Annotated in this window: 24 protein-coding genes and 3 pseudogenes; 6 read left to right on the top strand and 21 right to left on the bottom strand. The window is 70.6% G+C overall.

The features are described from left to right. Positions 1 to 219: integrase core domain-containing protein (locus AB0915_RS30065; protein ID WP_366694080.1), on the top strand; the 219-nt coding region annotated here is incomplete at its 5' end. Positions 220 to 436: 217 nt separating this feature from the next. Here AB0915_RS30065 and AB0915_RS30060 read toward each other — a convergent pair. The 13 genes from AB0915_RS30060 to AB0915_RS30000 form a co-directional block, all read right to left on the bottom strand. Beyond that, on the bottom strand, positions 437 to 1,429 hold the full coding sequence (locus AB0915_RS30060; protein WP_366694079.1) for a glycoside hydrolase family 6 protein: 993 nt from the start codon (positions 1,427 to 1,429) through the stop codon (positions 437 to 439). Positions 1,430 to 1,720: 291 nt separating this feature from the next. After that, entirely contained in the window at positions 1,721 to 2,404 is a 684-nt protein-coding gene (locus tag AB0915_RS30055) for a class F sortase (protein ID WP_366694078.1), read from the bottom strand. Positions 2,405 to 2,409: 5 nt separating this feature from the next. Next, the gene (locus tag AB0915_RS30050; protein ID WP_366694077.1) at positions 2,410 to 2,985 is read right to left on the bottom strand and encodes a hypothetical protein; all 576 of its coding nucleotides are present in this window, start codon (positions 2,983 to 2,985) and stop codon (positions 2,410 to 2,412) included. 163 nt (positions 2,986 to 3,148) lie between these two features. Next, positions 3,149 to 3,937, bottom strand: a complete 789-nt coding sequence (locus AB0915_RS30045) for an HAD-IIA family hydrolase (protein ID WP_366694076.1) — start codon at positions 3,935 to 3,937, stop codon at positions 3,149 to 3,151. A 249-nt stretch (positions 3,938 to 4,186) separates the two neighbouring features. Continuing rightward, positions 4,187 to 5,248 (bottom strand): 2-aminoethylphosphonate ABC transporter substrate-binding protein, encoded by a 1,062-nt coding sequence (locus AB0915_RS30040; protein WP_366694075.1) that lies wholly within the window; start codon positions 5,246 to 5,248, stop codon positions 4,187 to 4,189. A 184-nt stretch (positions 5,249 to 5,432) separates the two neighbouring features. Continuing rightward, positions 5,433 to 6,230: an ABC transporter permease subunit gene (locus AB0915_RS30035; RefSeq protein WP_366694074.1), complete on the bottom strand. Its 798-nt coding sequence runs from the start codon at positions 6,228 to 6,230 to the stop codon at positions 5,433 to 5,435. Continuing rightward, a complete protein-coding gene (locus tag AB0915_RS30030; protein ID WP_366694081.1) occupies positions 6,217 to 7,056 on the bottom strand; it encodes a 2-aminoethylphosphonate ABC transporter permease subunit in 840 nt (279 codons plus the stop codon). Before AB0915_RS30030 ends, AB0915_RS30035 begins: the two co-directional genes overlap by 14 nt. A gap of 76 nt (positions 7,057 to 7,132) precedes the next feature. After that, positions 7,133 to 8,224, bottom strand: a complete 1,092-nt coding sequence (locus AB0915_RS30025) for an ABC transporter ATP-binding protein (protein WP_366694073.1) — start codon at positions 8,222 to 8,224, stop codon at positions 7,133 to 7,135. After that, on the bottom strand, positions 8,221 to 8,928 hold the full coding sequence (locus AB0915_RS30020; RefSeq protein ID WP_366694072.1) for a phosphonatase-like hydrolase: 708 nt from the start codon (positions 8,926 to 8,928) through the stop codon (positions 8,221 to 8,223). The genes AB0915_RS30025 and AB0915_RS30020 overlap by 4 nt, the downstream gene beginning before the upstream one ends. Beyond that, the gene (locus tag AB0915_RS30015) at positions 8,925 to 10,049 is read right to left on the bottom strand and encodes a TIGR03364 family FAD-dependent oxidoreductase (RefSeq protein WP_366694071.1); all 1,125 of its coding nucleotides are present in this window, start codon (positions 10,047 to 10,049) and stop codon (positions 8,925 to 8,927) included. The genes AB0915_RS30020 and AB0915_RS30015 overlap by 4 nt, the downstream gene beginning before the upstream one ends. 133 nt (positions 10,050 to 10,182) lie before the next feature. Then, positions 10,183 to 10,947, bottom strand: coding sequence for a GntR family transcriptional regulator (locus AB0915_RS30010; protein WP_366694070.1), 765 nt, complete (start codon positions 10,945 to 10,947; stop codon positions 10,183 to 10,185). A 55-nt stretch (positions 10,948 to 11,002) separates the two neighbouring features. Next, on the bottom strand, positions 11,003 to 12,220 hold the full coding sequence (locus AB0915_RS30005; protein ID WP_366694069.1) for a hypothetical protein: 1,218 nt from the start codon (positions 12,218 to 12,220) through the stop codon (positions 11,003 to 11,005). A 158-nt stretch (positions 12,221 to 12,378) separates the two neighbouring features. Then, entirely contained in the window at positions 12,379 to 13,587 is a 1,209-nt protein-coding gene (locus AB0915_RS30000; RefSeq protein WP_366694068.1) for an ROK family transcriptional regulator, read from the bottom strand. Between the two features lie 56 nt (positions 13,588 to 13,643). On the opposite strand from AB0915_RS30000, the gene AB0915_RS29995 reads away from it, so the two are divergent. Both AB0915_RS29995 and AB0915_RS29990 read left to right on the top strand, forming a co-directional pair. After that, on the top strand, positions 13,644 to 14,771 hold the full coding sequence (locus AB0915_RS29995) for a Gfo/Idh/MocA family oxidoreductase (RefSeq protein WP_366694067.1): 1,128 nt from the start codon (positions 13,644 to 13,646) through the stop codon (positions 14,769 to 14,771). Next, positions 14,768 to 15,247 carry a heme-degrading domain-containing protein gene (locus AB0915_RS29990; RefSeq protein WP_366694066.1) on the top strand — a complete coding sequence of 160 codons (480 nt, stop codon included), beginning with the start codon at positions 14,768 to 14,770 and terminating at the stop codon, positions 15,245 to 15,247. The genes AB0915_RS29995 and AB0915_RS29990 overlap by 4 nt, the downstream gene beginning before the upstream one ends. Before the next feature lie 85 nt (positions 15,248 to 15,332). On the opposite strand, the gene AB0915_RS29985 is transcribed toward AB0915_RS29990, so the two are convergent. The 6 genes and pseudogenes from AB0915_RS29985 to AB0915_RS29960 all read right to left on the bottom strand — a co-directional run bounded on the left by AB0915_RS29985 (position 15,333) and on the right by AB0915_RS29960 (position 18,906). Continuing rightward, a complete protein-coding gene (locus AB0915_RS29985) occupies positions 15,333 to 16,193 on the bottom strand; it encodes a fumarylacetoacetate hydrolase family protein (protein WP_366694065.1) in 861 nt (286 codons plus the stop codon). A gap of 136 nt (positions 16,194 to 16,329) precedes the next feature. Next, positions 16,330 to 17,100, bottom strand: coding sequence for a YidC/Oxa1 family membrane protein insertase (locus AB0915_RS29980; RefSeq protein ID WP_366694064.1), 771 nt, complete (start codon positions 17,098 to 17,100; stop codon positions 16,330 to 16,332). Between the two features lie 122 nt (positions 17,101 to 17,222). Further along, positions 17,223 to 17,558, bottom strand: a complete 336-nt coding sequence (locus tag AB0915_RS29975; protein ID WP_366694063.1) for a DUF6412 domain-containing protein — start codon at positions 17,556 to 17,558, stop codon at positions 17,223 to 17,225. 84 nt (positions 17,559 to 17,642) lie between these two features. After that, positions 17,643 to 17,768, bottom strand: a pseudogene (locus AB0915_RS29970) (transcriptional regulator); the annotation flags it as partial. Between the two features lie 25 nt (positions 17,769 to 17,793). Further along, the gene (locus AB0915_RS29965; protein WP_366694062.1) at positions 17,794 to 17,988 is read right to left on the bottom strand and encodes a hypothetical protein; all 195 of its coding nucleotides are present in this window, start codon (positions 17,986 to 17,988) and stop codon (positions 17,794 to 17,796) included. 129 nt (positions 17,989 to 18,117) lie between these two features. Next, positions 18,118 to 18,906 carry a class E sortase gene (locus AB0915_RS29960; protein WP_366694061.1) on the bottom strand — a complete coding sequence of 263 codons (789 nt, stop codon included), beginning with the start codon at positions 18,904 to 18,906 and terminating at the stop codon, positions 18,118 to 18,120. Between the two features lie 87 nt (positions 18,907 to 18,993). On the opposite strand from AB0915_RS29960, the gene AB0915_RS29955 reads away from it, so the two are divergent. Continuing rightward, positions 18,994 to 19,992, top strand: coding sequence for an SEC-C domain-containing protein (locus AB0915_RS29955; protein WP_366694060.1), 999 nt, complete (start codon positions 18,994 to 18,996; stop codon positions 19,990 to 19,992). A 101-nt stretch (positions 19,993 to 20,093) separates the two neighbouring features. Here AB0915_RS29955 and AB0915_RS29950 read toward each other — a convergent pair. Continuing rightward, positions 20,094 to 21,228 (bottom strand): annotated as a pseudogene (locus tag AB0915_RS29950) (IS630 family transposase). Positions 21,229 to 21,339: 111 nt separating this feature from the next. Continuing rightward, positions 21,340 to 22,002 (bottom strand): aminoglycoside phosphotransferase family protein, encoded by a 663-nt coding sequence (locus AB0915_RS29945; RefSeq protein ID WP_366694059.1) that lies wholly within the window; start codon positions 22,000 to 22,002, stop codon positions 21,340 to 21,342. Positions 22,003 to 22,092: 90 nt separating this feature from the next. Between AB0915_RS29945 and AB0915_RS29940 the strand changes: the two are divergent. Together AB0915_RS29940 and AB0915_RS29935 are read left to right on the top strand one after the other, a co-directional pair. Then, positions 22,093 to 22,266, top strand: a pseudogene (locus tag AB0915_RS29940) (very short patch repair endonuclease); the annotation flags it as partial. A 140-nt stretch (positions 22,267 to 22,406) separates the two neighbouring features. Then, entirely contained in the window at positions 22,407 to 22,913 is a 507-nt protein-coding gene (locus AB0915_RS29935; RefSeq protein WP_366694058.1) for a DUF6584 family protein, read from the top strand. Positions 22,914 to 23,143 lie beyond the last annotated feature (230 nt).

Here is a 23,143-nt window from a genome sequence, read left to right as displayed (position 1 = left end):
ACCCGCCCCTACCGGCCCCAGACCAATGGGAAGGTGGAGAGGTTCAACCGCACCCTCCTCGACGAATGGGCCTACGCACAGCCCTACCGGAGCGAGGCCGAGCGACGCGACGCCTACCCCGCCTGGCTGCACACCTACAATCACCACCGCGGACACACCGCGCTCAAGGGCCAACCACCCGCCAGCCGCGTCCCCAACCTCACGGGTCAGTACACCTAGGGCCGCCCCCGGTGACCCCGCTGTCCTCAATCGCCGGACGGGCTTGATGTGCCCGCTGCGGGTGCACCGTCAGTCCCGCGCGGCGCCATCAAGCCCGTCCGGCGATTGAGGACGGACGCCTCGCGCTGGACGGGCATGCGTCCCGCCTCGCCGGGCGGCACCTTGAAGCCCGTCCGGCGATTGAGGACAAAGAACCGGCCACCGGACGCCCCCGGTACTACCTCGTGTTGCGGGCCAGCCCCAACGCGTACTCCGGCCACCACTCCCCCGCCTTCGGGCCCCCCTTGCACGCGCCGTCCGACTCCCCCGGCCGCTTGATCCAGAGGTACGCGTCGACCAGGTCCTCACCCGTGTCCGTGGTCGGGGGTTCACCCAGCGCCCGGCCCGGTGGGTTGCACCAGTTCTCCTTGGGGTCGCCCTCGTCGTACGGACCGTTGCCGTTGCGGCTCGTGTCGATGACGAACGGCTTGGTGCCGACCTTCACCGACAGCCGCTTTCCGAAGTCCGTACTGGCCGCCGTGGTCTGGAAGTTGGAGACGTTGACCGCGAAGCCGTCCGCGTCCGCGATGCCCGCCTGCCGGAGCGGCCGGAAGAGCGCGTCCGGAGTACGCCAGCCCGCGTTACCCGCGTCCATGTAGACGCGCGTGCGCGGCAGTTGCTTCAGCCGTTGCACGGCGCCCCCCAGCAGGTCGTACCGCGCCTCGTGGAACTCCTGCGGGGTGCAGCCGTCGATCAGGTGCAGCAGCGCGTCCGGCTCCAGGATCACCGTGGTACGGCGGTCACCGATGCCCTTCGCCACTCCCTCCAGCCAGGCGCGGTACGCGTCGCCGTCCGCGGCGCCGCCCTTCGAGAACTGGCCGCAGTCACGGTGCGGGATGTTGTAGAGAACCAGCAGCGCCTGCCGACCGGCCTTCCGGGCAGCCTCGGTGAAGCCCTTCGCCTCCGCCTCGGGGTTGTCCGGGCCGATCCACTCCCCGACCGGCTGCCGGGCGATCTTCTTGATCAGGTCGGCGTCCATGTCGTTACCGGCCTTGGTGTAGGCGGCGACCTGCCGGGCCGCGTTCCCGTCCGGGTTGACCCAGTAGGGGGTGCTCCCGGCGGGGCTCTCGTCGCCACCGGAGGACGAGGACGAAGAACACCCTGCGAGCAGCAGTGTCACGGCCAGCGCCACTGCCCCCGCACCGGACCGGCCGGTGTAATTGCCGTACATCCACTCCCCCTTGGGTGCCGGACAAGACCGGGCGAATCCATCCTGACACACCCAGGCGTCGAACGACGCAGAGCGACCGGTTCTGGACGTATCGTCAAATATCTTTTCTATGCAGGCAGTTGGGCGCCCTGCAGTGACGCGTAGTGGCCCACACGCCCCCTTTGTCTCCCGTGTCGGCGCCGGGCTTCTCCCGCAGCCCGCGCACCGCGGTCGAGGACCGGCCCGGTCGGCGCCCGGGGGGAAAGCGGACGGCCGGCCGGGCCAGGTGCACCTCGTCCACCGGACGGTCCGCTACGCGGACTTGCCCGCGGACGGCTTCTCGCCGGTCAGGTACGCCGAGACGACCACATTGGCGTTGTACTCGTGCGACGCGCGGTCGAACGTGCCGCCGCAGGTGATCAGCCGCAGCTCCGCCCGGCCGTCCTTGTGGGGCCCGTAGGCCTTGTGGGCGTCGAAGCGTTCCCGGGTGAATACCTGGACGTCGTCGATGGTGAATTCGGCGACCGAGCCATCCGTCCGGACGACCCGGATCTTCGCGCCGGGGCGGGCCGCGCTCAGTCCGTAGAAGACGGCCGGTTTGGTCTCGGTGTCGACGTGGCCGACGAGGAGCGCGGCGCCCGCCGCGCCGGGTCGGGTGCCGCTGCCGTACCAGCCGACGGTCTGCGGTTTCGCGAACGGTGGCGGGTCGATCGCCCCCGCCTTGTCCAGGCCGCGGGCGATGACGGGGGCCCGGACTCCTATCGAGGGAATCTCGATGCGTTCCGGCGCCGCACCCTTGATCGGGGCGTGCGCCGCGGGCAGCGGTACACCGTGGGGGCGTCCGACCGCCGCGATGTCGCCGGTGGTCGGGGCGGAGCTCGCGCCGGAGCCGTCGGCGATGCCGCGGCCCCAGAGCCACAGGCCCATCAGCAGAATGGCCCAGGCAACTCCGGTGAGCAGCCGGCCGGTCCCTGCCGGGCGGTCCGAGGCGGACATCTCGTTCAGTCCGCGGTCGGGCGACGGCGGACGCCGCGGAGGGCTACGGCGACGGTCGCGAGGGTGGCCAGGGCCAGCCCGAGCACGGCGTGCGCGGTGCCGGGGCCGTCCCGCTCGGCCGCCTGTTCGGTGAGGACGGCGGTCCCTCCGCCACCGGCCCGGACCGGGGCGATCGGGGCGAGCGGTCCGGAAGGGTCGCCTGCGGCGACGGTGACGGTGCCGGACACCCTGGTGGCGTTGTCGCCGTCACAGGTCACCCAGATGTCGTACGCGCCGGGCGTGGCGTCGGAGCGGATCCTGGCCCGGGTGGAGAACCCGCCGCGGTCGTCGGCTGTGAGGCGCGCATCGGAGGCGAAGGCGTCGGAGATCCCTTTGGCCTCCTTGCCCTGACAGCCGTCGACCTGCAGGTCCACGTCATCGCCGGGGGCGAGGGAGGACGGGGTCACCGAGAGGGTGGCGCGGGACTTCGAGTCCTTACCGGTGCCGGAGCCGGAGCCGGAGTCGGCCAGTGCGGCGGGAGCGGGTATCAGGGTCGCCGCGATCACCGCGGCCCCACAGAACGTGAGGGGTATGGAACGCATCGTGAACCTCCTGATGGCAGGTTCACGCGTCCGGCGGCTTTTCGCATCCGCAGGGGTGAGGGACTAGGCCATTCAGGGCCTGCCCTTCGGATCCGGGATGATCCGAAGGGCAGGCCCTGGGCGGCGCCGGGAAGGCCCGCGGGCGGCCCTCCTCGCACGGCGCTCAGCTCACGTCGACGAGGTCGACCAGGTCGGCGATGGAGTCGACGACCGTGGAGGGCCGGAAGGGGTACTTGTCGATGTCGGCCACTGTGGTGAGACCGGTGAGGACCAGGAACGTCTGCATCCCCGCCTCCAGGCCGGCCAGCACATCGGTGTCCATCCGGTCGCCGATCATGGCGCTGGACTCAGAGTGGGCGCCGATCGCGTTGAGCCCGGTGCGCATCATCAGCGGATTGGGCTTGCCCGCGAAGTACGGGGCCTTGCCGGTGGCCTTGGTGATGAGGGCGGCGACGGACCCGGTGGCAGGCAGCGGGCCCTCGGCGGACGGGCCGGTCTCGTCCGGGTTGGTGCAGATGAAGCGGGCGCCGCCGTTGATCAGCCTTATCGCCTTGGTGAGCGCCTCGAAGCTGTATGTACGGGTCTCGCCGAGGACCACGTAGTCCGGCTCGTGGTCGGTGAGGACGTAGCCGATGTCGTGCAGAGCGGTGGTGAGCCCGGCCTCTCCGATGACGTACGCCGTGCCGCCGGGCCGCTGGTCGTCCAGGAACTGGGCGGTGGCCAGGGCGGAGGTCCAGATGTTCTCCACGGGCACGTCGAGACCCATGCGCTCCAGGCGGGCGTGCAGGTCGCGGGCGGTGTAGATCGAGTTGTTCGTGAGGACCAGGAAGGGCATCCCCGAGTCCCGCAACCGCTTGATGAAGGCATCCGCCCCGGGGATCGGCGTCCCCTCGTGGATCAGGACTCCGTCCATGTCGGTGAGCCAGGATGAGATCGGCTTGCGCTCTGCCATGCGGGACTCCTGCCGTACGCCGTGTGCGGGGACGCCGGCGGCACCGCGTTGTGCAGCGCCGACATCCCCGATTTTAGGCCGTCCGTTCAACCAGCCGATACGGCCGGAACGCCCGGTACCGAATCACCCGGTGCCGGATCACCGGCGCCTGGACCGTCCGGTGCCGCTCTCGGGATGGTCCAGACCCGTTACCTTTGCGCGATGATCCGTCCAAGTCCCTTTCTCTCAAGGTGAATCGCCGGCCGACGGTCAGCTGCCGGTGGCCGACTTCCAGGCTTCGACATACGTGTCCAGGTTGGCGCCGAGGTCCGACCAGTCCGGCTCGAAGACCTCCACCCCGTTCATCAGCTTGCTGAGCGCGATGGCGTTCGCGTCGGTGGCCTCGACGTCCTTACGGGCGGAGAAGCCGCCGCCGACCGCGCTGACATCCTTCTGCGCCTGCGCGGAGAGCATGAAGTCGATCAGCTTCTTGCCGTTGGCGCTGTGCGGGGCCTTGTCGACCAGTCCGGCCGCGTACGGCAGGGCGAAGGTGGTGGGCTTGGAGCCGGCCTTGGCGGGGAACCAGATGCCGAGGTTCGGCATGTCCTTGGACTGGGCGTAGTTCATCTGGACGTCACCGTTGGCGACGAGGAGTTCGCCCTTGTCCACCTTGGGGGCGAGCTTGCCGGTGGAGGCGGACGGGCCGACGTTGTTGGCCTGGAGCTTCTTCAGGTACTCCATCGCCGGCTCCTTGCCGCCGAAGTCGTGCATGGCCTTGATGAGGACGGCCGTGCCGTCACCGGCGACTCCGGGGGTGGAGTACTGGATCTTCTCCTTGTACGTCCCGCCGAGGAGCTCTTCCCAGGTGGCGGGCGCGGTCTTCAGCTCCTTCTTGTTGTAGACGAACCCGAAGTAGTTGTTGACGACCGAGGTCCACTTTCCGTCGGACGCCTTGTCCGCTGCGTCGACCTGGTCGGAGCCGGCCGGTTCGTACGCCGTCAGGAGGCCCTTGGAGTCGGCCTGCTGGATGAACGGCGGAAGGGTGACGAGGACGTCGGCCTGGGTGTTGGACTTCTCGCGGACGGCGCGCTGCACCATCTCGCCGGAGCCGCCCTCCACGTACTTGACCTTGATGCCGGTCTTCTTCTCGAAGTCCTTGAAGACCTTGTCGTACCAGCCGTCGCCGTTCTCGCCCTTGAGCCCATCGGCGCTGTAGACGGTGACGACCTTCTCGTCGGAGGCGGCGGAGGACCCGCCGCAGGCGGAGAGGGTGGCGGCGAGGGCGAGGCAGCCGGTGACGGCGGCTGTCGGCTTGAGGAAGTTCTTGCGCATGGGTGTCGTATCTCCTGGAAGGTGAGTAAGAGGCCGCGTACATGGGCGGGGTGGAGGCAGGAGCGGGGCGAGGGGCAAGCCCGGCAAGGCGGAGGAGGGAGGCGACGCGGAGGGGGCACCTCCCACGCCCTTAAGGCTGTGGGGGAGTCGTCGACCGACGACAACGCCGCTCAGTGCGGAGGTGTCAGCGGTAGGAGGCCCTGGTGCGGATGCGGGCGACGCCGAGGAGCACGAGCAGCGTCGTCCCCATGAGGACCACCGCGACAGCGGCACCGGTGAAGAGCGAGCCGCGGTCGGTCGCCGCGAAGATCTGCACCGGAAGCGGTGTCCAGTCGGGCGGGTAGAGCATCATCGTGGCGCTCAACTCGCCCATGGACAGGGCGAAGCAGAGCCCTGCGGCCGCTGTGAGGGCGGGCAGCAGGAGCGGCAGTCTGATCCGCCACAGGACAGAGGACGGGCGGGCGCCGAGACTGGCTGCCGCCTGTTCGTACATCGGGTCGAGACGCACTATTGCGGCTGAAACCGACTGATAGGCAAACGCTGTGACAAGAATGGTGTGCGCCAGGATCACGATCCAGCGTGTTCCGTTGAGCAGCATCGGCGGCTTGCTGAACGCGACGAGCACGGCGAGACCGACGACGACGGACGGCACGGCGACCGGCAGCATGAACAGCCCGTCCAGGAACCGGCGTCCGCGCTTTCGCAGCGAGGCGGCGGCGAGCGCGGCCCAGGTGCCCACGGTGAGGGCGAGCAGGCTGGCGCTGACGGCGGTGATCAGGCTGGTGGTGAGGGCCTGGAGCGAGTCGCCGCTGGTGGCGGCCTTGTAGTGCTCGGTGGTCGGCCCCGACGGGAAGGCGCCGGACCAGTTGGTGGTGAACGACGCGGCGACGATCACCAGCAGCGGCACCGCGAACAGCGGGACGAAGAGCAGGAAGAACACGGCCCAGGTGGCCCACTTCCCGGTACGGCTATGCACCAACACGGCGGCTCACCATCCGATACAGGCTGTAGAGACCGACGGAGATCGCGATGTTGACGACGGCGACGACGCAGGCGGCCGGATAGTCGGACTCCAGGATCGCTTTGCCGTAGACCAGCATCGGCAGGGTCGTGACACCTTTCGCGCCGGTGAACAGCACGATGCCGAACTCGTTGAGGCACATCACGAGGACGAGGGAGCCGCCCGCGGCGAGCGCCGGGAGCGCCTCCGGGAGGATCACCTGCCGCACGATCCGGGCCGGCCTCGCGCCCAGGGAGGACGCCACCTCCAGTTGCGCGGTGTCGAGCTGGGAGAACGCGGCGAGCAGCGGCCGCATCACGAACGGGGTGAAGTACGTGATCTCGGCGAGGAGGACACCCCACGGGGTGGTGAGGAAGTGGAAGGGCCCGTCCGCCGCCCCGGTGACGTCCGTCCAGACGCCGTTGGCCATGCCGACGGTGCCGTAGATGAACAGCAGGGCGAGCGTGATCAGGAAGGACGGGAAGGAGAGGAAGACGTCGATGAACTTGGCGACCGCCCGGCCGCCGGGAAACGGCACGAAGGCGATCACCAGCGCGAGGACGAAGCCCAGCACCAGACAGCCGACCGTCGAGCCGACGGCGAGCCAGACGGTGGTGGTCAGTGCCGAGCGGAACGACGCGGAGGCGAAGACGTCGCCGTACGCGGCGAGCGAGGTGCCGCCTTCGTCCGGGCTGACGGACTGCTGGACGACGAGGGCCAGCGGGTAGAGGAAGACGAGGGCGAGGACGGCGACGGGCGGGAGCGCCCAGACGAGATTGCTGGGGCCCGTCGAGGGGGTCCCTCCCATGCCCTTGGGGCTATGGGGGAGATGGAGGACAGGACGGCTGTCGGACGCACCCGAGGACACGTCTTCGGCCACGGCGCTAGCCATGAACCCCTCCCCCGGCCCCGGCGCCGGCCGGGAGCAGCACCGCATCCTCGGCGGCGAAGTGCACGGTGACCTTGTCGCCGAGCGGCGGGGTCTCGCGCAGCTCGCGCAGGTCGGCCTTGATCCGGTGGCCGTGGATGTCGACGTACAGCCGGTGGGTGGAGCCGCGCCACTGGACCTCGGCGAGAGTGCCGGTCAGCGCGTTGGGGCCGTCACCGAGTCCGACCAGGTGGGGTCGGACGCAGAGGGTTGCGGTGACGCCGCCCGCCGCATCGCCGGTCGGTACGGCGAGTGCGTGCCCGGCGAAGTCCACGGCGCCGGTGGTGCCTGCGACGGTGACCGGCAGCAGGTTGGCATTGCCGACGAACGACGCGGTGAACTCCGTACGCGGGCGGCGGTACAGCTCCTGCGGGGTGCCGCAGTCCTGGAGCCGCGCCTTGTCCATGACCGCGATCCGGTCGGCGAGGGTCAGTGCCTCGACCTGGTCGTGCGTGACGTACAGGATGGAGACGTCCGGCAACTCCCGGTGCAGCCGTGCCAGTTCGGTGAGCATCCCGGAGCGCAGCTGGGCGTCGAGCGCGGAGAGCGGTTCGTCGAGCAGGAGCACGCCGGGGCGGATGGCGAGCGCGCGGGCGATGGCGACGCGCTGCTGCTGTCCGCCGGAGAGCTCGCGCGGGTAGCGCGTGGCGTACGCGGCCATGCCGACGAGTTCGAGGGCTTCGGCGACCCGCCCGGGGATCTCCGCCTTCGCGACCTTGCGGGCCTTGAGACCGAAGGCGACGTTGTCCCGGACCCGCATGTGCGGGAACAGGGCGTACTGCTGGACGACCATGCCGATGCCGCGCTTGTGCGGCGGCAGGCCGGTGACGTCCCGGTCGCCGATCCGGACCCGCCCGGAGACGGGCTGGACGAAGCCGGCGACGGCGCGCAGGGCCGTGGTCTTGCCGGACCCGGACGGCCCGAGCAGGGCCATGACCTCGCCGGGTTCCACCGTCAGGTCGAGCCGGTCGAGGACGATGTTCCCGCCGTACGCGACGCTGACCTGGTCGAACCGGATGCCGCTGCCTGCGGTGGCCCCGCCGGTCATGCTTCCGCCCGGGCGATGAGGTCCGGCAGCTCGGCGACCGAGCCGAGTACGTGCGTGGCGCCGTTGCGCCGCAGCTGTTCCTTGTCGTGTGCGCCGGTCAGCACGCCGGCGACGATCCCGGCGCCGGAGCGTGCGCCACTGAGCATGTCGTACGAGGTGTCCCCCGCGACAACGATCTGCTGGACGCCGTCCACGGCCCCGGTGCGCAGGAACGCGGCGAGGACCATGTCCGGGTAGGGGCGGCCGCGGCCGCCCGCGTCGGCCGGGCAGAGGGTCAGGGCGACCAGGTCCTGCCAGCCGAGCGCGGCGAGGATCGCGTCCTGGGTGGTGCGGGCGAAACCGGTGGACAGGACCACGGTCCGCCCTTCGCCCGTGAGCCGCTCGATGGCTGCGCGGGCACCCGGGACCGGCGCGATGCGGCCGCCGTCGACCAGCTCCGCGTAAGCCTCCTCGAAGGCGAGGTTGGCCCGCTGGGCCTTGCTCTCGTCGCCGAAGAGGTGCCGGAAGACGGAGATCTTGGACTCGCCCATGGTGGCGCGCACATGGGCGAGCTTCTCGGCGTGGTCGGCGGAGCCGGGCGCCACGCCGAGGCAGCGGGCGGCGGCGCCGAAGGCCTGCTCGACGAGACCGCCGTCGGCGACGGTGGTCCCGGCCATGTCGAGGACGACGAGATTCAGCTTGTCGGTGTTGCTCAACTTCTTCACCAGCCCAGTTCGTTGGCGGTCGTTTCGGCGATGGCGGGCGAGCAGGTCATGCCGCGGCCGCCCGGCCCGGTGACCAGCCAGACGCCGTCCCGCACCTGCTGGCGGTGGACGACCCGGCTGGTGTCGGTGCACTGGGCGTAGACCCCGGCCCAGCGGTGGCGGATCCTCGGCAGCGGGCGGCCGAGGAAGGACTCGACGACCCGGGTGAGGTGCTCGTACGGCTCCTCGACGACATCGAACGCGAACGGGTGCTCGTACTCGTGGGTGTCGCCGATGGTCAGTCCGCCGTCCCGGCGCTGCACCATCAGCAGCTGCATCCCGTGCTCGGCCGCGGTCGGCGCCTGGGCCTGGCCGGCGTTGAGGGCGTCGAGCGCCTCGCTCCGGTACGCCGGGTAGTAGCGGAAGCTGTCGGCGTCGGCGACGGACGTGGTGAGCGTTTCGCCGAGCGGGTCGGTCTGCATCATCTGGAGGCGGACGCGGCGCACGGGCAGCTCGGGTCCGGCGAGCTCGCGAACGAGGCCGCCGAGCCAGGCGCCGGTGCACAGGATGACGGCGTCGCCGATGTGCACGTCGCCGTGGTCGTCGCGGACGGCGGCGGTACCGACGACTTCTCGGACCTCGCGGCCGCCGAGGAACGTATACCGGCCGGACGCCACCAGCTCCTGCTTCAGGGCCAGTTGCGCGGTGCGCGGCTCGACGGCGGCGTCTCGCTCGCACCACAGGGCGGCGACGAAGTCACCGCGGAGCGCGGGGTTGATCGCGCGGGCCTCGCCGGCCGTCAGCAGCTTGTAGCCGCGGGCCGCGGCGTCGGGGCGGGCGACGGCCGCCTCGGCGACGGCGACCTCCAGCTCGGTGCGGAGCGGGGTCAGCGAACCGCAGGGCCGGAAGCCCAGGCCGGGCACCTGCTCCCCGATGCCCTCCCACAGTTCGCGGGCGCGCAGCGCGGTCTCCAGCTCTTCGCCGCCGGCCCGGCCGCTGACCCAAATCTGTCCGAAATTGCGGAGTGATGCTCCGCGTGCCTCACTCTCGCGCTCGATCTGTACGACCTCGTGGCCGCGGTTCACTGCGTGCCAGGCGTGCATGGTTCCCACCACGCCGGCTCCTACGACGATGACTCTCACGACGGCAACGCTCGTGGGGGCGAATGACTCGCACGGATCGGCCGGGCGACGAGAGGGTGAACCAGGGCCCAATGTTGGCCTAGACCCGTTACATTCTCGTGATCAATGCGCGTCGATTGCCGCGCCGCATCGCTCAGCCCTGGCGGCCCAGGTGCGCGGTGAAGGAGAACCGGTCGCCGCGGAAGAGCGTGCGCACCCGCTCCAGCGGCTGCCCGCTCACGTCCCGCGAGACGCGGTGGAGCAGCAGCATGGGCAGGGCGGGCGGCGTACCGATCAGCAGCGCCTCGCGCGGCGTGGCGAGCACGGTCTCGATCCGCTCGTCCGCGTCGCCGAAAGTGATCCCGAGCCGGTCGTGGAGGTAGGCGTAGAAGGAGGAGTCGGGGTCGAACTCCGTGTCCAGGTCCGGCACGCGGGCGACGGAGACGTAGGTGCTCTCCAGGCCGACCCGGTCGTCGTCGGCGAGCAGCACACGCTCCAGGTGCCAGACCGGTTCGCCCCGCTCGACGCCCGTCTCGGCGGCGAGTGCGGCGGGACAGGGGAACTGCTCCAGGCCGATGAGGTGACGGCCCGGCGTCCGTCCCTGACGGCGTACGCCCTCCGTGTAGCTCGCGAGGGAGAGCGGCTGCTCCAGCTTGGGCCCCGCGACGACGGTGCCGCGCCCCTGGCGGGCGAGGCGGCCCTCCAGCAGGAGTTCGCGCAGCGCCTGCCGCACGGTCTCGCGCGACACCTCGTAGCGGATCGCGAGATCACGCTCGGTGGGCAGCATGCCGCCCTCGCCCAACTCCTCTATGAGGACGGAGACATGGGCCTTCACGGCGTAGTACTTGGGGATACGGCCGTGCTCCGGGATGCCGGAACGGATCGGTGCGCCAGGTGCCTGGTCGTGCAGGTAGTCCACCTCGCGATGGTGGCAGACGGACATGAACGACGGTGAACGTTTCGGGGCCCGCAGGTCAACGACGGGTGCGGCGGATCCGCCGCGCCCCTCTCAGGGCGGCCACACCGCCGGCCAGACAGAGCCCGGCGGCGAGACCCTCGGTCCAGATGACGGCCCCCGGTCCGGTCCTGGCGAGCACGGGTGGGCCCTGCGGGTCCCGGGCGGTGGGCGGCGCCTCTCCGGAGGCGCTGAGCCTGGGCGTGTCACCGGTTCCGCCGATGCGGTCGCCGACGTGGACGCCACCCGCGTCACCGGTTCCCCTGATGTCACCACCACGGCCGACCCGACCGGTGTCGCCGGATCCTCCGATGCCACCGCCGCCGCCGTCGACACCACCCGCGTCACCGGTTCCACCGTCGCCCCCACCGGTGCCGCCGGTTCCCCCGATGCCACCACCGCCATCGACACCGACGCCGTCGACCCCACCTGCGTCACCGGTTCCCGAAGTGGCGCTGTTGAGGGGCGGTTCGGGCTTCACGTCGCCGTCTCGACCGATACCGCCGACGTCACCCGTACCCCCCGTGTCTTCATCACCGGTGTCGCCACCGTCGCCCTCGTCCTCGACCACGCCGAAGACGTAGTCGTCGGACTCGCCGACCCAGTCCCCGTCATCACCCGCCGGGGTCTTCTTGGCGCCGTCGTCACCCGCGGCCTGTTTACGCTGGACGATCGCGGCCTTGGCGGTGATCCGATTGGGGTCGGTGTCGGAGGTGAACGCCATCCGGATCAGGGCGGTGACGGTGCGCCCCGCAGGGATGGTGAAGCCGCCGAAAGTGTCGGCGCCGTCGCCGCCGAAGACGCCGATGTGCTCGTCGCGGTCGGTCGTCTCCCAGGTGACGCGGTGCGGGACATCGGGGCGGTCCGGCTCGGAGAACTCCAGCTGGATCTGGTCGGAGGTCAGCTTCCGCTCCTCGTCGGTGAGGACCAGAACCGGGTGGATGGCGCCGCAGGGCTTCGAGGTCGTATTGGTCATATCCAGGAACCAGGTGCCGTATCCCCCGCCGGACCCATACGCCTCCGGGCCGCCGCGGATCCGGGTCGTGATCGGGAAGTCGGCCGCCTTCGGGTCACCACAGGTGGGCTGCTCGTCGGCGGTGACGGCACCGGGCACCGCGGCGGCGTCGGCGGATGCGGCGGACGCGCCGCCGAGCACGACGGCGGGGACGACGGACGCCGCGGCCAGTCCGAGGGCGATTCCGTGGCGCGGCCGGGAAGGGGGAGGCGTGGGAGGCATTGGGGGGGACACCCTTTGCTGCTCGCGTAACGGCCGGATCGCACCGTGCCCGGAGTTCACCGGTTGTAGGCGGCGACGCTGCCACACGCGCGCGACCCGGCGGGCGCCGACATGGCGGGGGTGCGCCCGCTCGGGTGACCCGAACCGCTCGAACAGCCCTACGCCCCGGCGCCGCCGAGTCGCCCGAACAGCGGGGCGAGGACGAGCTGGGCGGCCCCCTCGACGACCGGCCGGTCCCCGCCCGCGGTCATGACGAGCGGCACGGCCGCACCGAAGCCGTCACACCGGACGCGCTCACCGATCACGGCCCGGACCCCACCGACGTACGTATCGGGGTCGGCGTCGACGATGCGGCCGCCCAGCACCACCCGGTCGATGTCGAGCAGCCCGACCAGGTTGGCGGCGCCGGTCCCGAGTACCCGCGCGGCCTCCGCGGCATCGCCGGCCGAGACGGCGGCGAGGCAGAGCGCCTCGATACAGCCGCGCCCGCCGCAGCTGCACGGGGGCCCGTCCAGCAGCACGGTCTGATGCCCGAACTCACCGGCCCCGGTACGGGCCCCGTGATGCACGGCCCCACCGAGCACGAGCCCGGCACCGAGCCCGGTACCGAGATGCAGATACGCGAAGTCCCCCGGCCCGTCGGCCCGCAGGGCGAGCCCGAGAGCCGCGGCATTGGTGTCCTTGTCTACGACGACGGGCAACCCGGTGCGCGCGGTGAGAGCGTCGCGGAGCGGAAACCCGTCCCACTGCGGGAACCCGGTGACGCGATGCAGCACACCCCCCCGGTGATCAAGCGGCCCGGGCACGGCAACACCCAGCCCGAGCACGGTGGACGGCGGAGCCACGGGGGAGGCCGCGTGCGGTCCGGAGCCGACCCCGTCGGGGGCGGTGGGCGCGGAGCTGCCCGGCCCCGCTTCCGCAGTCCCGCCCGAGCCCGACCCGCCCGGCCCGCCCAGCACCAGCCCCACCTGCCGCGCCGCAGCGGCGACCACCTCGCCCGCCGGTGCACCGAAGTCCAGCGGTGTCCTGCGGCTCGCCACGACCGTGCCCGCGAGGTCGACCAGGACCACCGTCAGTTCGTCCCGGTCCAGGTGCAGCCCCACCGCGTGTCCTGCGTCCGGAACCAGGCGCAGCACCGTGCGCGGTTTGCCGCCCGTGGAGGCGCGGTGGCCCGCCTCCGTCGCCAGGCCTTCCGCCCGCAGCCGGGCGGTGATCTTGCTGACGGCCTGCGGGGTGAGCCCCGTCCGTTCCGCCAGCTCCAGCCGGCTGATCCCGCGCTCGCCCGCGACACGCAGCAGGTCCAGCACGAGCGCCGCGTTGTGGCTGCGCAGTGTCGGTAGGTTCGCCCCGGTGTTACTCGTGTTCACTGCCCCATTGTCCCCCTCGCTTGCACTTTGGCAACAGCGTTGCTTAAGTGGTGTGCATGACTGGCATCACGACACCCCGGACGTCCGGCTCCGCCCTCCGCGTCGGACTCGTCGGCTACGGCCTGGCGGGCTCGGTCTTCCACGCCCCGCTGATCGCCGCGACCGAGGGACTGGCCCTCGACACGGTCGTCACGTCGAACGAGGAGCGTCGGGCCCAGGCCCGTGCCGAATTCCCGGACGTCCGGTTCGCCGCGTCGCCCGACGAGCTGTGGGCGCGCGCCGACGAGCTGGACCTGGTCGTGATCGCCTCCCCCAACAAGACCCACGTCCCGATCGCGACCGCCGCGCTCGAAGCCGGTCTGCCGGTCGTCGTGGACAAGCCGATCGCCGGCACGGCCGCCGAGGCGCGCGCGCTCGCCGCGCTGGCCGAGGAGCGCGGGCTGCTGCTGTCCGTCTTCCAGAACCGCCGCTGGGACAACGATTTCCTGACCCTCTCCCAGCTGATCGCGGACGGCGAGCTCGGTGACGTACAGCGCTTCGAGTCCCGTTTCGAGCGGTGGCGCCCGCAGCTCAAGGGCGGCTGGCGCGAGTCGGGCGACCCGGAGGAGATCGGCGGGCTGCTGTACGACCTGGGCAGCCACGTCGTCGATCAGGCGCTCGTGCTGTTCGGCCCGGCGGTGCGGGTGTACGCGGAGTCCGACGTACGCCGGCCCGGCGCCGTCACCGACGACGACACGTTCCTCGCGATCACCCATGCGAACGGGGTCCGCTCGCATCTGTACGTCAGCGCCACCACCGCCCAGCTCGGGCCGCGCTTCCGCGTCCTCGGTTCGCGGGCCGGTTATGTGAAGTACGGTCTCGACCCGCAGGAGGCCGCCCTGCGTGAGGGCCACCGCCCGTCCGCCGCCGCTTCCGGCTGGGGCGAGGAGCCCGAGGCACTGTGGGGCCGGACCGGTTCGGGCGAGTCGCCGCTGACCGGTGGTGGCATCCCGGTCCGCACCCTGCCGGGCGACTACCCGGCGTACTACGCGGCGGTCGCCGACGCGGTGCGCGGAAAGGGCGAGAATCCGGTGACGGCACTGCAGGCCGCCGCGGCCCTGGACGTCCTGGAGGCCGCCCGCCGCTCGGCCCGCGAGGGCGTCACCGTAACCCTGTCCACCGCTTCCGAGGAGCAGCCCGCATGAACCCCACCGCTCCGACCATCTCCGAGCTCATCGCGCAGGAGCGCCGGCTGACACTGCCGCATTTCAGTTACGACGACGCGTACGCGCTCGGCGGGCTGCTCGTCTCCATGGCCCGGGAGCGCCACGCGCCGGTCGCGATCGACATCCGGCGCGGTGCCCAGCAGCTGTTCCATGCCGCGCTGCCCGGTTCGAGCGCGGACAACGACGCGTGGATCGACCGCAAGCGCAAGGTCGTCGAGCGGTACGGCGAGAGCTCGTACCTGGTCGGGACCCGGTTCCGGGCGAAGGGGACGACGTTCGAGGACTCCTCGCGGCTGGACCCGGAGACGTACGCCGCGCACGGCGGTTCGTTCCCGATCGCGGTCGAGGGCGCGGGCGTAATCGGCTCGGTCACCGTGTCCGGGCTGCCGCAGGCGGAGGACCACGCGCTGGTCGTCGACGCGCTGGAACACTTCGCCAGCACGATCTCCGGCTGAGACGACTCAGACGACTGGCATGGCATGACGGAGGGGTGGCTCGCCGCACCAGCGGCACACCACCCCTCCGACCTTTAAGCGACGGCTACGCGTCCTTCAGCTCTTGCCGCTGCCGCCCCAGCCCCTCGATCTCCAGCTCGACGACATCCCCCGCCCGCAGATACGGCTTGGGATCCGGCTGTCCCAGGGCCACGCCCGCGGGCGTACCGGTGTTGATGACATCGCCCGGGTACAGCGTCATGAACTGGCTGAGGTAGCGGACCACCTCGCCCACCGGGAAGATCTGGTCGGCGGTCGTGCCGTCCTGCTTCAGCTCGCCGTTGACCCAGAGCTTCAGCGGCAGCGCCTGCGGGTCGGGGACCTCGTCGGCCGTCACGAGCCACGGCCCCAGCGGGTTGAACGTCTCGCAGTTCTTGCCCTTGTCCCAGGTGCCGCCGCGCTCGATCTGGAACTCGCGCTCGGAGACGTCGTGCGCGACCGCGTACCCGGCGACGTGGCCGAGCGCCTCCTCGGCGGAGTCCAGGTAACGCGCGGTGCGGCCGATGACGACGGCGAGCTCGACCTCCCAGTCGGTCTTGACGCTGCCGCGCGGCACCAGCACCGTGTCCTCGGGTCCGACGACGGTGTCCGGCGCCTTGAAGAAGAGGATCGGTTCGGCCGGAATCGCCGCTCCGGTCTCGGTGGCGTGGTCGTGGTAGTTCAGCCCGATGCACACGATCTTGCCGATGCGGGCGAGCGGCGGCCCGACCCGCAGCCCCTCGGCGTCGAGTGCGGGCAGCTCGCCGGGCGCGGCCGCGGCGGCCCGTACCCGCGCCAGCGCGGAGTCGTCGGCGAGCAGGGCGCTGTCGATGTCGGTGACGATTCCCGACAGGTCACGCAGGGTTCCGTCCCGGTCCAGCAGCGCCGGTCGTTCCGCACCTGCCGTACCCACACGAAGCAGCTTCAACGGTCTTTCTCCCCTTGGTCGAGATCGGGCCCGTCGGATGGGTGGCGGCCATCGCAGGCCTGGCCGATCCTCCAAGACATCGGATCACTCTGCAAGGCCCTGTTCACACACTGGACCGGCGCACTCGCCCCGCCGGTCAGGCCACGCTGGCCATGGCAGCGCCCGCGGCCGGCATGTCGCGGTAGAGAACGGTGCGCTCGACCGCGGTCCAGGTGGTGCTCGTGACGATGTAGAGCGCGGCGGCAAGCGGCACGTACGCCACCGAGAAGAGCGTGAAGAAGGACATCAGCGGCATCAGCTTCGTCATCATGCCCATGCCCGGTGCCGGCTTTCCGTCGGGACCGGTGGCGGGGGTGGCCGGGGCAGCCGCGAGCTGGCGCTTCGTACGGCGGTAGTTGAACGTGGCGACGACGGTGACGATCGCGAAGAGGCCGAGATAGACGACGGCCTGGGCGCCGAACGGTCCGCCGGCCGCGAGAGCCTCGTGCCAGTGCCCGCCGAGCGGGGCGCCGAAGAGATCGTGGCTGAGCAGTTCGTTGGAATTGCCACCGATCATCGGACTGGAGAAGACGTGGTACAGCAGGAAGAAGGCGGGCATCTGCATGAGGCTGGGCAGGCAGCCGGACAGCGGCGAGACGTTCTCCTCCCGGTGCAGCTCCATGAGCGCCTTCTGCATGCGCTCGGGGTTCTTGGCGTGTTTCTTGCGCAACTCGGCGATCTGCGGCTGGAGCTTGGTGCGGGCCTTCTGCCCACGCGCCGCGGCCCGCGAGAGGGGGTGCACGGCGAGTCGCACGAGCGCGGTGAGGAGGACGATCGCGGCGGCGGTGGCCGCGCCCTGGAAGAGCGGGTGCAGCAGATCGGCGAAGGAGCCGACCAGGGTGGCGAAAGCGGACATGATCGTGGACATGGATGAGCCCTCCGGGGGTCTCGTCGTGCCGGGAGAAGGACGATCTGGCTCGGCATGACGGCCCGCGTGGGGCATGCCCGAGCACACGTACTGGTGCTCGGGCGGAGAAAGGTACGAAGTCCCTACGCGGCCGTCAGGAGGGCACGGCCGGGGGCTCGGGGCCGCCTGCGCCCCTTGGCATCGGGATCGCGCTGCGGCAGGAACGCGGTGCGTTTCTCGCGGTCACGCATGGCGGTACGAACCCGGGTGCGGGGCACCGGGGCGGCGCAGCGGGCGCTCATGACCGAACAGGCGACGAGCGCGGAACCGACGGCGGCGGTGGCGGCGAGCGCGACCGCCGCGGAGAGGCTGCCGCCCTCGGCGAGGAGAACCTCGGTGACCAGGAAGAGCAGGATGGCGAGGGGCCGGGGCAGGCGGGCGATGCCACCGTGCAGGTGGCTGTCGATACCGCTACTCATCGATCCCTCCCCCGCTCGGTCCGGTGGGCTCGCTCGTTCGGCCCTCCATTTTTTATACACGATGGCTCCGTGAGCCGGTCAGGGTCAGACCGGGTCGGTCTCCAGCGGGCGGAGGAGCCGGCGCGGCGCGAGCAGGGCACGGCTGACCGGGTCGTCGCGGTCCCGGTCGAGCCCGTCGCCCGGGCGCATCTCGACATCCTCCGGCGGTACGGCCCGTGCGCAGACCGGGACAAGTCTAGTAATCCGCCGCCATCACTACGTACACACACGCGACGACTGCGACCACACAGACGATGGCCATGGCGATCAGAACACAGCCGAGCACCCCTGTCGTACCAGCGATCACTGCCCAGCCGACACGTGTTGCTCGTTCGGCCCGGTCGACTGCGTTGTGGTACTCACTGTCGTCGTCCCAGTCACGATCAGTCATGATCACCCCCGGCCGAACCCTACAGCTCAGCCATTTCGCCCCACGACGGCACTGGTTCGGTAGACACCCATGACATGCTCGGCCGGACAAGTCCTGGTCCGGCGACGGCACCGCCGGCCCACGAGGGCACTACCGCCCCCTGGCTCCCGTCAGCCTCCCCCACACGACGAGCCGGTACCGGGAGGTGAACTCGGGCGTGCACGTGGTCAGCGTCACATAGGCACCGGGCTCGCGGTACCCGGCGTGGGGCCGCACATTGCTGCGCGGGACAGCGGCGATCACCCCGCTGTCCCGCGGCGACGTCCGGGACAGCGTCTTGTCGACGACGTACGTGTACACCCGCTCCCGGGTCTCGACGGTGATCCGGTCCCCCCGGCGCAGCCGGTTGATGTACCGGAACGGTTCGCCGTGCGTGTTGCGGTGCCCGGCGAGCGCGAAGTTCCCGACGCCGCCGGGCTGCGCGGTGCGCGGGTAGTGCCCGACGTACCCCTTGTCGAGGACGCTGCTCTTGCTGATGCCCTGGGCGACGGGGGCGGTGAGCCCGAGGCGCGGGATGCGGATGACGGCGTACGCCTGATCCCGGCGAGGCGCGCGCGCCGCAGCCGTCGTACGCCCGCTCCCGCCACCACCACCCCGCGACACCGGGGCCGAGCCGTCGTCCCCGTCCCCGCCCTCCGACGGCCCCGCCGGCTGTCCGCCCCCGTCCGTGCCGCGGCCCCACTCCTGCTCCAGGGCCCGCACCTGGTCCTCGGCTCCCGCCCGGGCCTGCCGATTGGTCCACCACAGCTGATGGACGACGAGAAGCAGCAGCACGACACCCAGGGTCATGACCGCCTCGGCGCCGGTCCACAGCCCACGCGCGGCGACGCGCCGCCCACGCGGGTTCCGCTGCACCGCGACCGGTATCCGCTCCCTCACGGCCCGCACGATAAGGGCACGACCCGTAACTCTCCAGGGCTGGAACAACCCTCCGCCCCGTAGCCGTACAGCAGTACGGTGTGGTTCATGCGCCCCGACACGCCTGCTGACCACATCGCCGAAGCCGAGCGCCTGCTGCGCACCGCGGCGCAGTACCCCGACGACCGGGAGCCGCTGCTCCTGCGCGCCGCGGCCCACCTGGAGCTCGCCGACCAGCGCCCCCGCGCCACCACCCTCTACGACGAGCTGCTCGCCGCCGATCCCGCCGAACCGTCCCTGATCAAGGCCCTCAAGGCAGCGAATCTCTGGGAGTACGGTCACGAGGCGGAGGCCCGCGCGATCATCGACGGCCTCCGCGCGGCGGGACCGCTCGAAGCAGCCCCCTGGAGGATCGCGGCCGAGACCCTCGAATCGCACGACGAGCTGGAGTCGGCGCACGACTTCTTCTCGGCCGCGCTGACCCTGCTCCTGGCTCCGGGCGAGGAAGTCCCGTACGCCACCCAGTCCCTGCTGTTCGGCCGCCACCGCGTACGACGTCTGATGGGCCTCGGCCACGACGCCTGGGACGAGCTCGCCGACACCCTCCACAGCGCCACGGTCCCGCTGGACGAGCTCCACGACCCGAAGCGCCTGTGGGCGCTGGGCTCGTCCGACCCGGACGAGCTCCAGGCCGAGATCACCCGCCTCCGCGCGGAACTGGGCACCTACCGCACGGCGCTGTCCCGCCCGTTCCCGGTGGCGGTCCTGCACTGGACGGCGGCGGAACTCGACGAGCTCCTGACCGCGTACCCGGCCCTGCGCGCCGAGTACCCGTCCCACCCCGAGCACCTGACCCGCCTGGAAGCCTCTCTCCGCGACCTGCACGCGGCAGGGACCCCGAACCTCGGCATCGTCACCGGCACGGTTCCGTCGTACGAGGCCTTCGCCGCCTCGGAAGCCACGTCGCCGTCCGATCCGGACCTCCTCCCCCAGTACGCCACCACCCTCGCGGCCCGCGGCCGCGCGGTCCCGTGGCCGCCGGCCCGGAGCGCGGCATGCTGGTGCGGGTCGGGACGGGCGTACCGGGAGTGCCACGGGGCGGCGTAGCAACATAGGAAGGCCGCAGCATTGTTGAAGGGCCCCGTCGAATCCGCCACCCCGGATCGGGGCCCTTCCCCTACGCCTCGTAGCCGGTTCCTAGTGCCGGATCAGGCAACGTTTGCCCTGTCGACGACGGCGCGTAGGCGCCGGTCGTCGGCATGGCGGTTTCGCCAGATGATGTAGCGGCGGATCATGCTGCCCTGTTCCTTGTGGGTGGCGTGGTCGGTGCCGTCGAGGGTGAAGTAGCGCAGGGCGGTGAACTGGGCCTCGATGCGGTTGAGCCAGAAGTTGTTGGTCGAGGTGTAGGCGATCTCGACGTTGTTCATGGCGGCCCAGTCGCCGACGCGCTGGCACCGCTTCGTTGTCAGGTGCGGGGAGAAGTTGTCACAGACGATCGCGATCCGCACCGACGGCGGGTAGAGCGTGCGCAGGTAGCGGCAGAACTCCAGGAACTGGGTGCGTTTCTTGACCGGCTTGATGTGGCCGTAGAGCTTGTCCTTGCCCAGGTTCAGGGCGGCGAACAGATGCCGCACTCCGCCGTAGCGGTTGTAGGTCGCGCGCCGTCGGCGGCGTGGCTCCCGGTCGGGGTCCTTGTGCTTGCCGCCGCGCTCGGCCCACTGCCGGCCCGGGGTGGGGCACCAGGTTGAGCGGGTCGAACTCGTCCATACAGAAGATGACTTCGGGCTCGCCGCCCTCGGGTACGACCTTGGAGTCGGCGATCGCGTAGAGGTGCTCGACCCTCGCCTTTCTGGCCGCGTAGTCCCGATCGCGGGAGGTCTTCCAGGCCTTCAGGCGTTGAAAGGAGACCCCTTCCTCGCGGAGCAGGATGCGCAGGCCCTCGTGGCTGATGTCGTCGACCACCCCCTCGGCGACCAGGAAGTCCGCCAGCTTGGTCAGACTCCAGGTCGAGAACGGCAGGTCGTGCTCGGTCGGCTTGGACTTCGCGATCTTCTTGATCTCGCGGCGTTCGGGCAGAGTGAAGGTCCTGGGACGCCCGCCCTTGTACTTGGGGTAGAGGCAGTCGAAGCCGTCGGCGTTGAAGTTGTGGATCACGTCCCGGACGCGGTCCGGGCTGGTGAAGGTCACCTCGGCGATCCTCGCCACGGGCATGCCCTGCGCGGACAGCAGCACCATCTGGGCCCGCCGCCAGGTCACCACCGACCCGGTGCCCCGGCGGACGATCCGCAGCAGACGTCGGCCCTCATCGTCATCGATCACGCGAACCCACACACGCTCAACCACGGATCAGCAGCCTGGCCGATGCACCCGGCCCGCGCCAGACCCTCCGTGGGCAAGTCATCGCGCCAGAGCCGGACACGGCGACCTCGTCCACTGCCCGAGCCCGCGTCGGTTTCAGGAACCGGCAGAGACAGCAGCACGCTTGCGCAACCATGCTGCCTCTGTGGTTGTCAGATTCGGGTCGGCCAGCTTGGCGTTGAGCGCCTCCTGGACCCGCTGGGCGGGATCAGTTCCGCAGCCGCCTTGGATAGCTCGCAGAAGCAGGCCCCGCCCCAGACGTGCGGCGAGCCCGGGGACATCGGCGCTGCCGACGGTCACCATGGTCATCGCCACATCGGCAGCGGGATCACCAGCACCCGCATTGCTCCAGTCGATCACCACGGGGCCGCGCCCGGTCAGAATGACGTTGTCCGGATGCAAGTCCAAGTGCAGCACCCGGTCATCACCTGCAGTACCGAACCGTTTGGGCAGCCATGCCGGTGCGGGCAACCCATGGAGCCGATCGTGGAGGCCGCCCAGCACCCGACCGAGGGAACGCACCCGCCACGGGCGCTGCGCCAACGCCTCCAGCATCGTCGGTCCGGTCAGCCGCTCAAGAACCATGTCGGTATCGGTGACCTCGTACACCTTCGGCACCGGATACCCACACGCAGCCAGATGCGTCATCAAGCGCGACTCAAGATAGGTCGGCCGCCCCTCATGCCGATACCGTCGCAGCACCCTGGACTCATCCAGGGCAAACACATCAGCGTCCCGCCCCCGCGCGATCAACTCCATGCCGAGCAGTCTGTCTTGGCGGCCCGTCGCCTGCCAACAGGGCGAACGTTGCCTGATGCGGCACTAGCCGACAAAGTGAGAAGCTCGCTTATGACCACGGTGCATCCTTCGTCCGCTGCCGTTTCTGCCCGGATGAGCCGGCAGTTGAGCCGGACCACCGCGTCCGAGGGGGCTCTGCGGAAGCTCCGGTACGCAGCGGGGCTCCGCTATCGCCTTCACGTACCCGTGCCAGGAATGCCTCGCCGCACGATCGATATCGCCTTCCTGAAGGGCTGACCCGCAACTGGTGGTGTCCCGCCTCAGTGGAGTTCAGCCGATCTCACTGCACGTTGGCCCGGGGAGAGCGAGGGCTGAGCAACAAAACTAGGTCGCCGACGGTCACTGCGGTACCCGATCATGCACTTATGCCGCTGAGAGACACCCTTGCCCGAGTCGACGCGGACCTGGCCGCCGGCCGGGTTCCCGTCGCGCGCCAGCGCCTGCGCGGGCTGGTGTCGTCCTTTCCGAACGACCTGATGCTTCGCCGTCGCCTGGCCGAGGTGTACCGCCTGTACGGAGAGCCTGCGGAAGCGGGCCGCTGGATGTACTTCGAACAGGACCGGGACGCAGCTGAGACCTCCGCCTTCGAGGCGAGATACCCCACAGCTCCGCAGCGCATGCGGGCACTTGCCTGGCATGGGCCTGAGTCGCTTGCCCCATCGGCCTTCGCCAGAGAGCAATTGGCAGCCGTACGAGCAGCCTGCTCCGATGCCATGGGACGCCCCGTCGACTGGGACACGGTCCCATCTGACTGGAAGGAAGACAGCAGGGGAAACGCTTTTGCCGACTTCCTGGCAGGGGCCGGATGCCTGGTGGCAGTCCTTGCGTTCCTCGCGATCTGGGTGAACGGACTCGTTGCCCTCTTTGACTGACTCAGGCCGCCGGGGGCTGTGGGGGTCGCCGCTCAAGGTTCGGTGCGACCGTCCAAGACCTCCGTGAACGGGAGACCTGGCGACGGGTGGAGCGATCTCACTGCGGCTTGTGTGATCACGGCGTCGGAGCCTTCCTGACTAGGGCCTGTTCCGGGTTGAGATCACTCGGTGGGGCGGAGGCTGCGGATCCAGATGAGGGAGCCGCGTAGGTGGAGCCCTGCGAGGTAGCT

Source organism: Streptomyces sp. NPDC048411, from assembly GCF_040704695.1.
In the GTDB taxonomy this organism is placed as follows: Bacteria; Actinomycetota; Actinomycetes; order Streptomycetales; family Streptomycetaceae; genus Streptomyces.
Note: the sequence above shows the minus strand (reverse complement) of the source record. Positions and strands in the feature narration are given on the sequence as shown.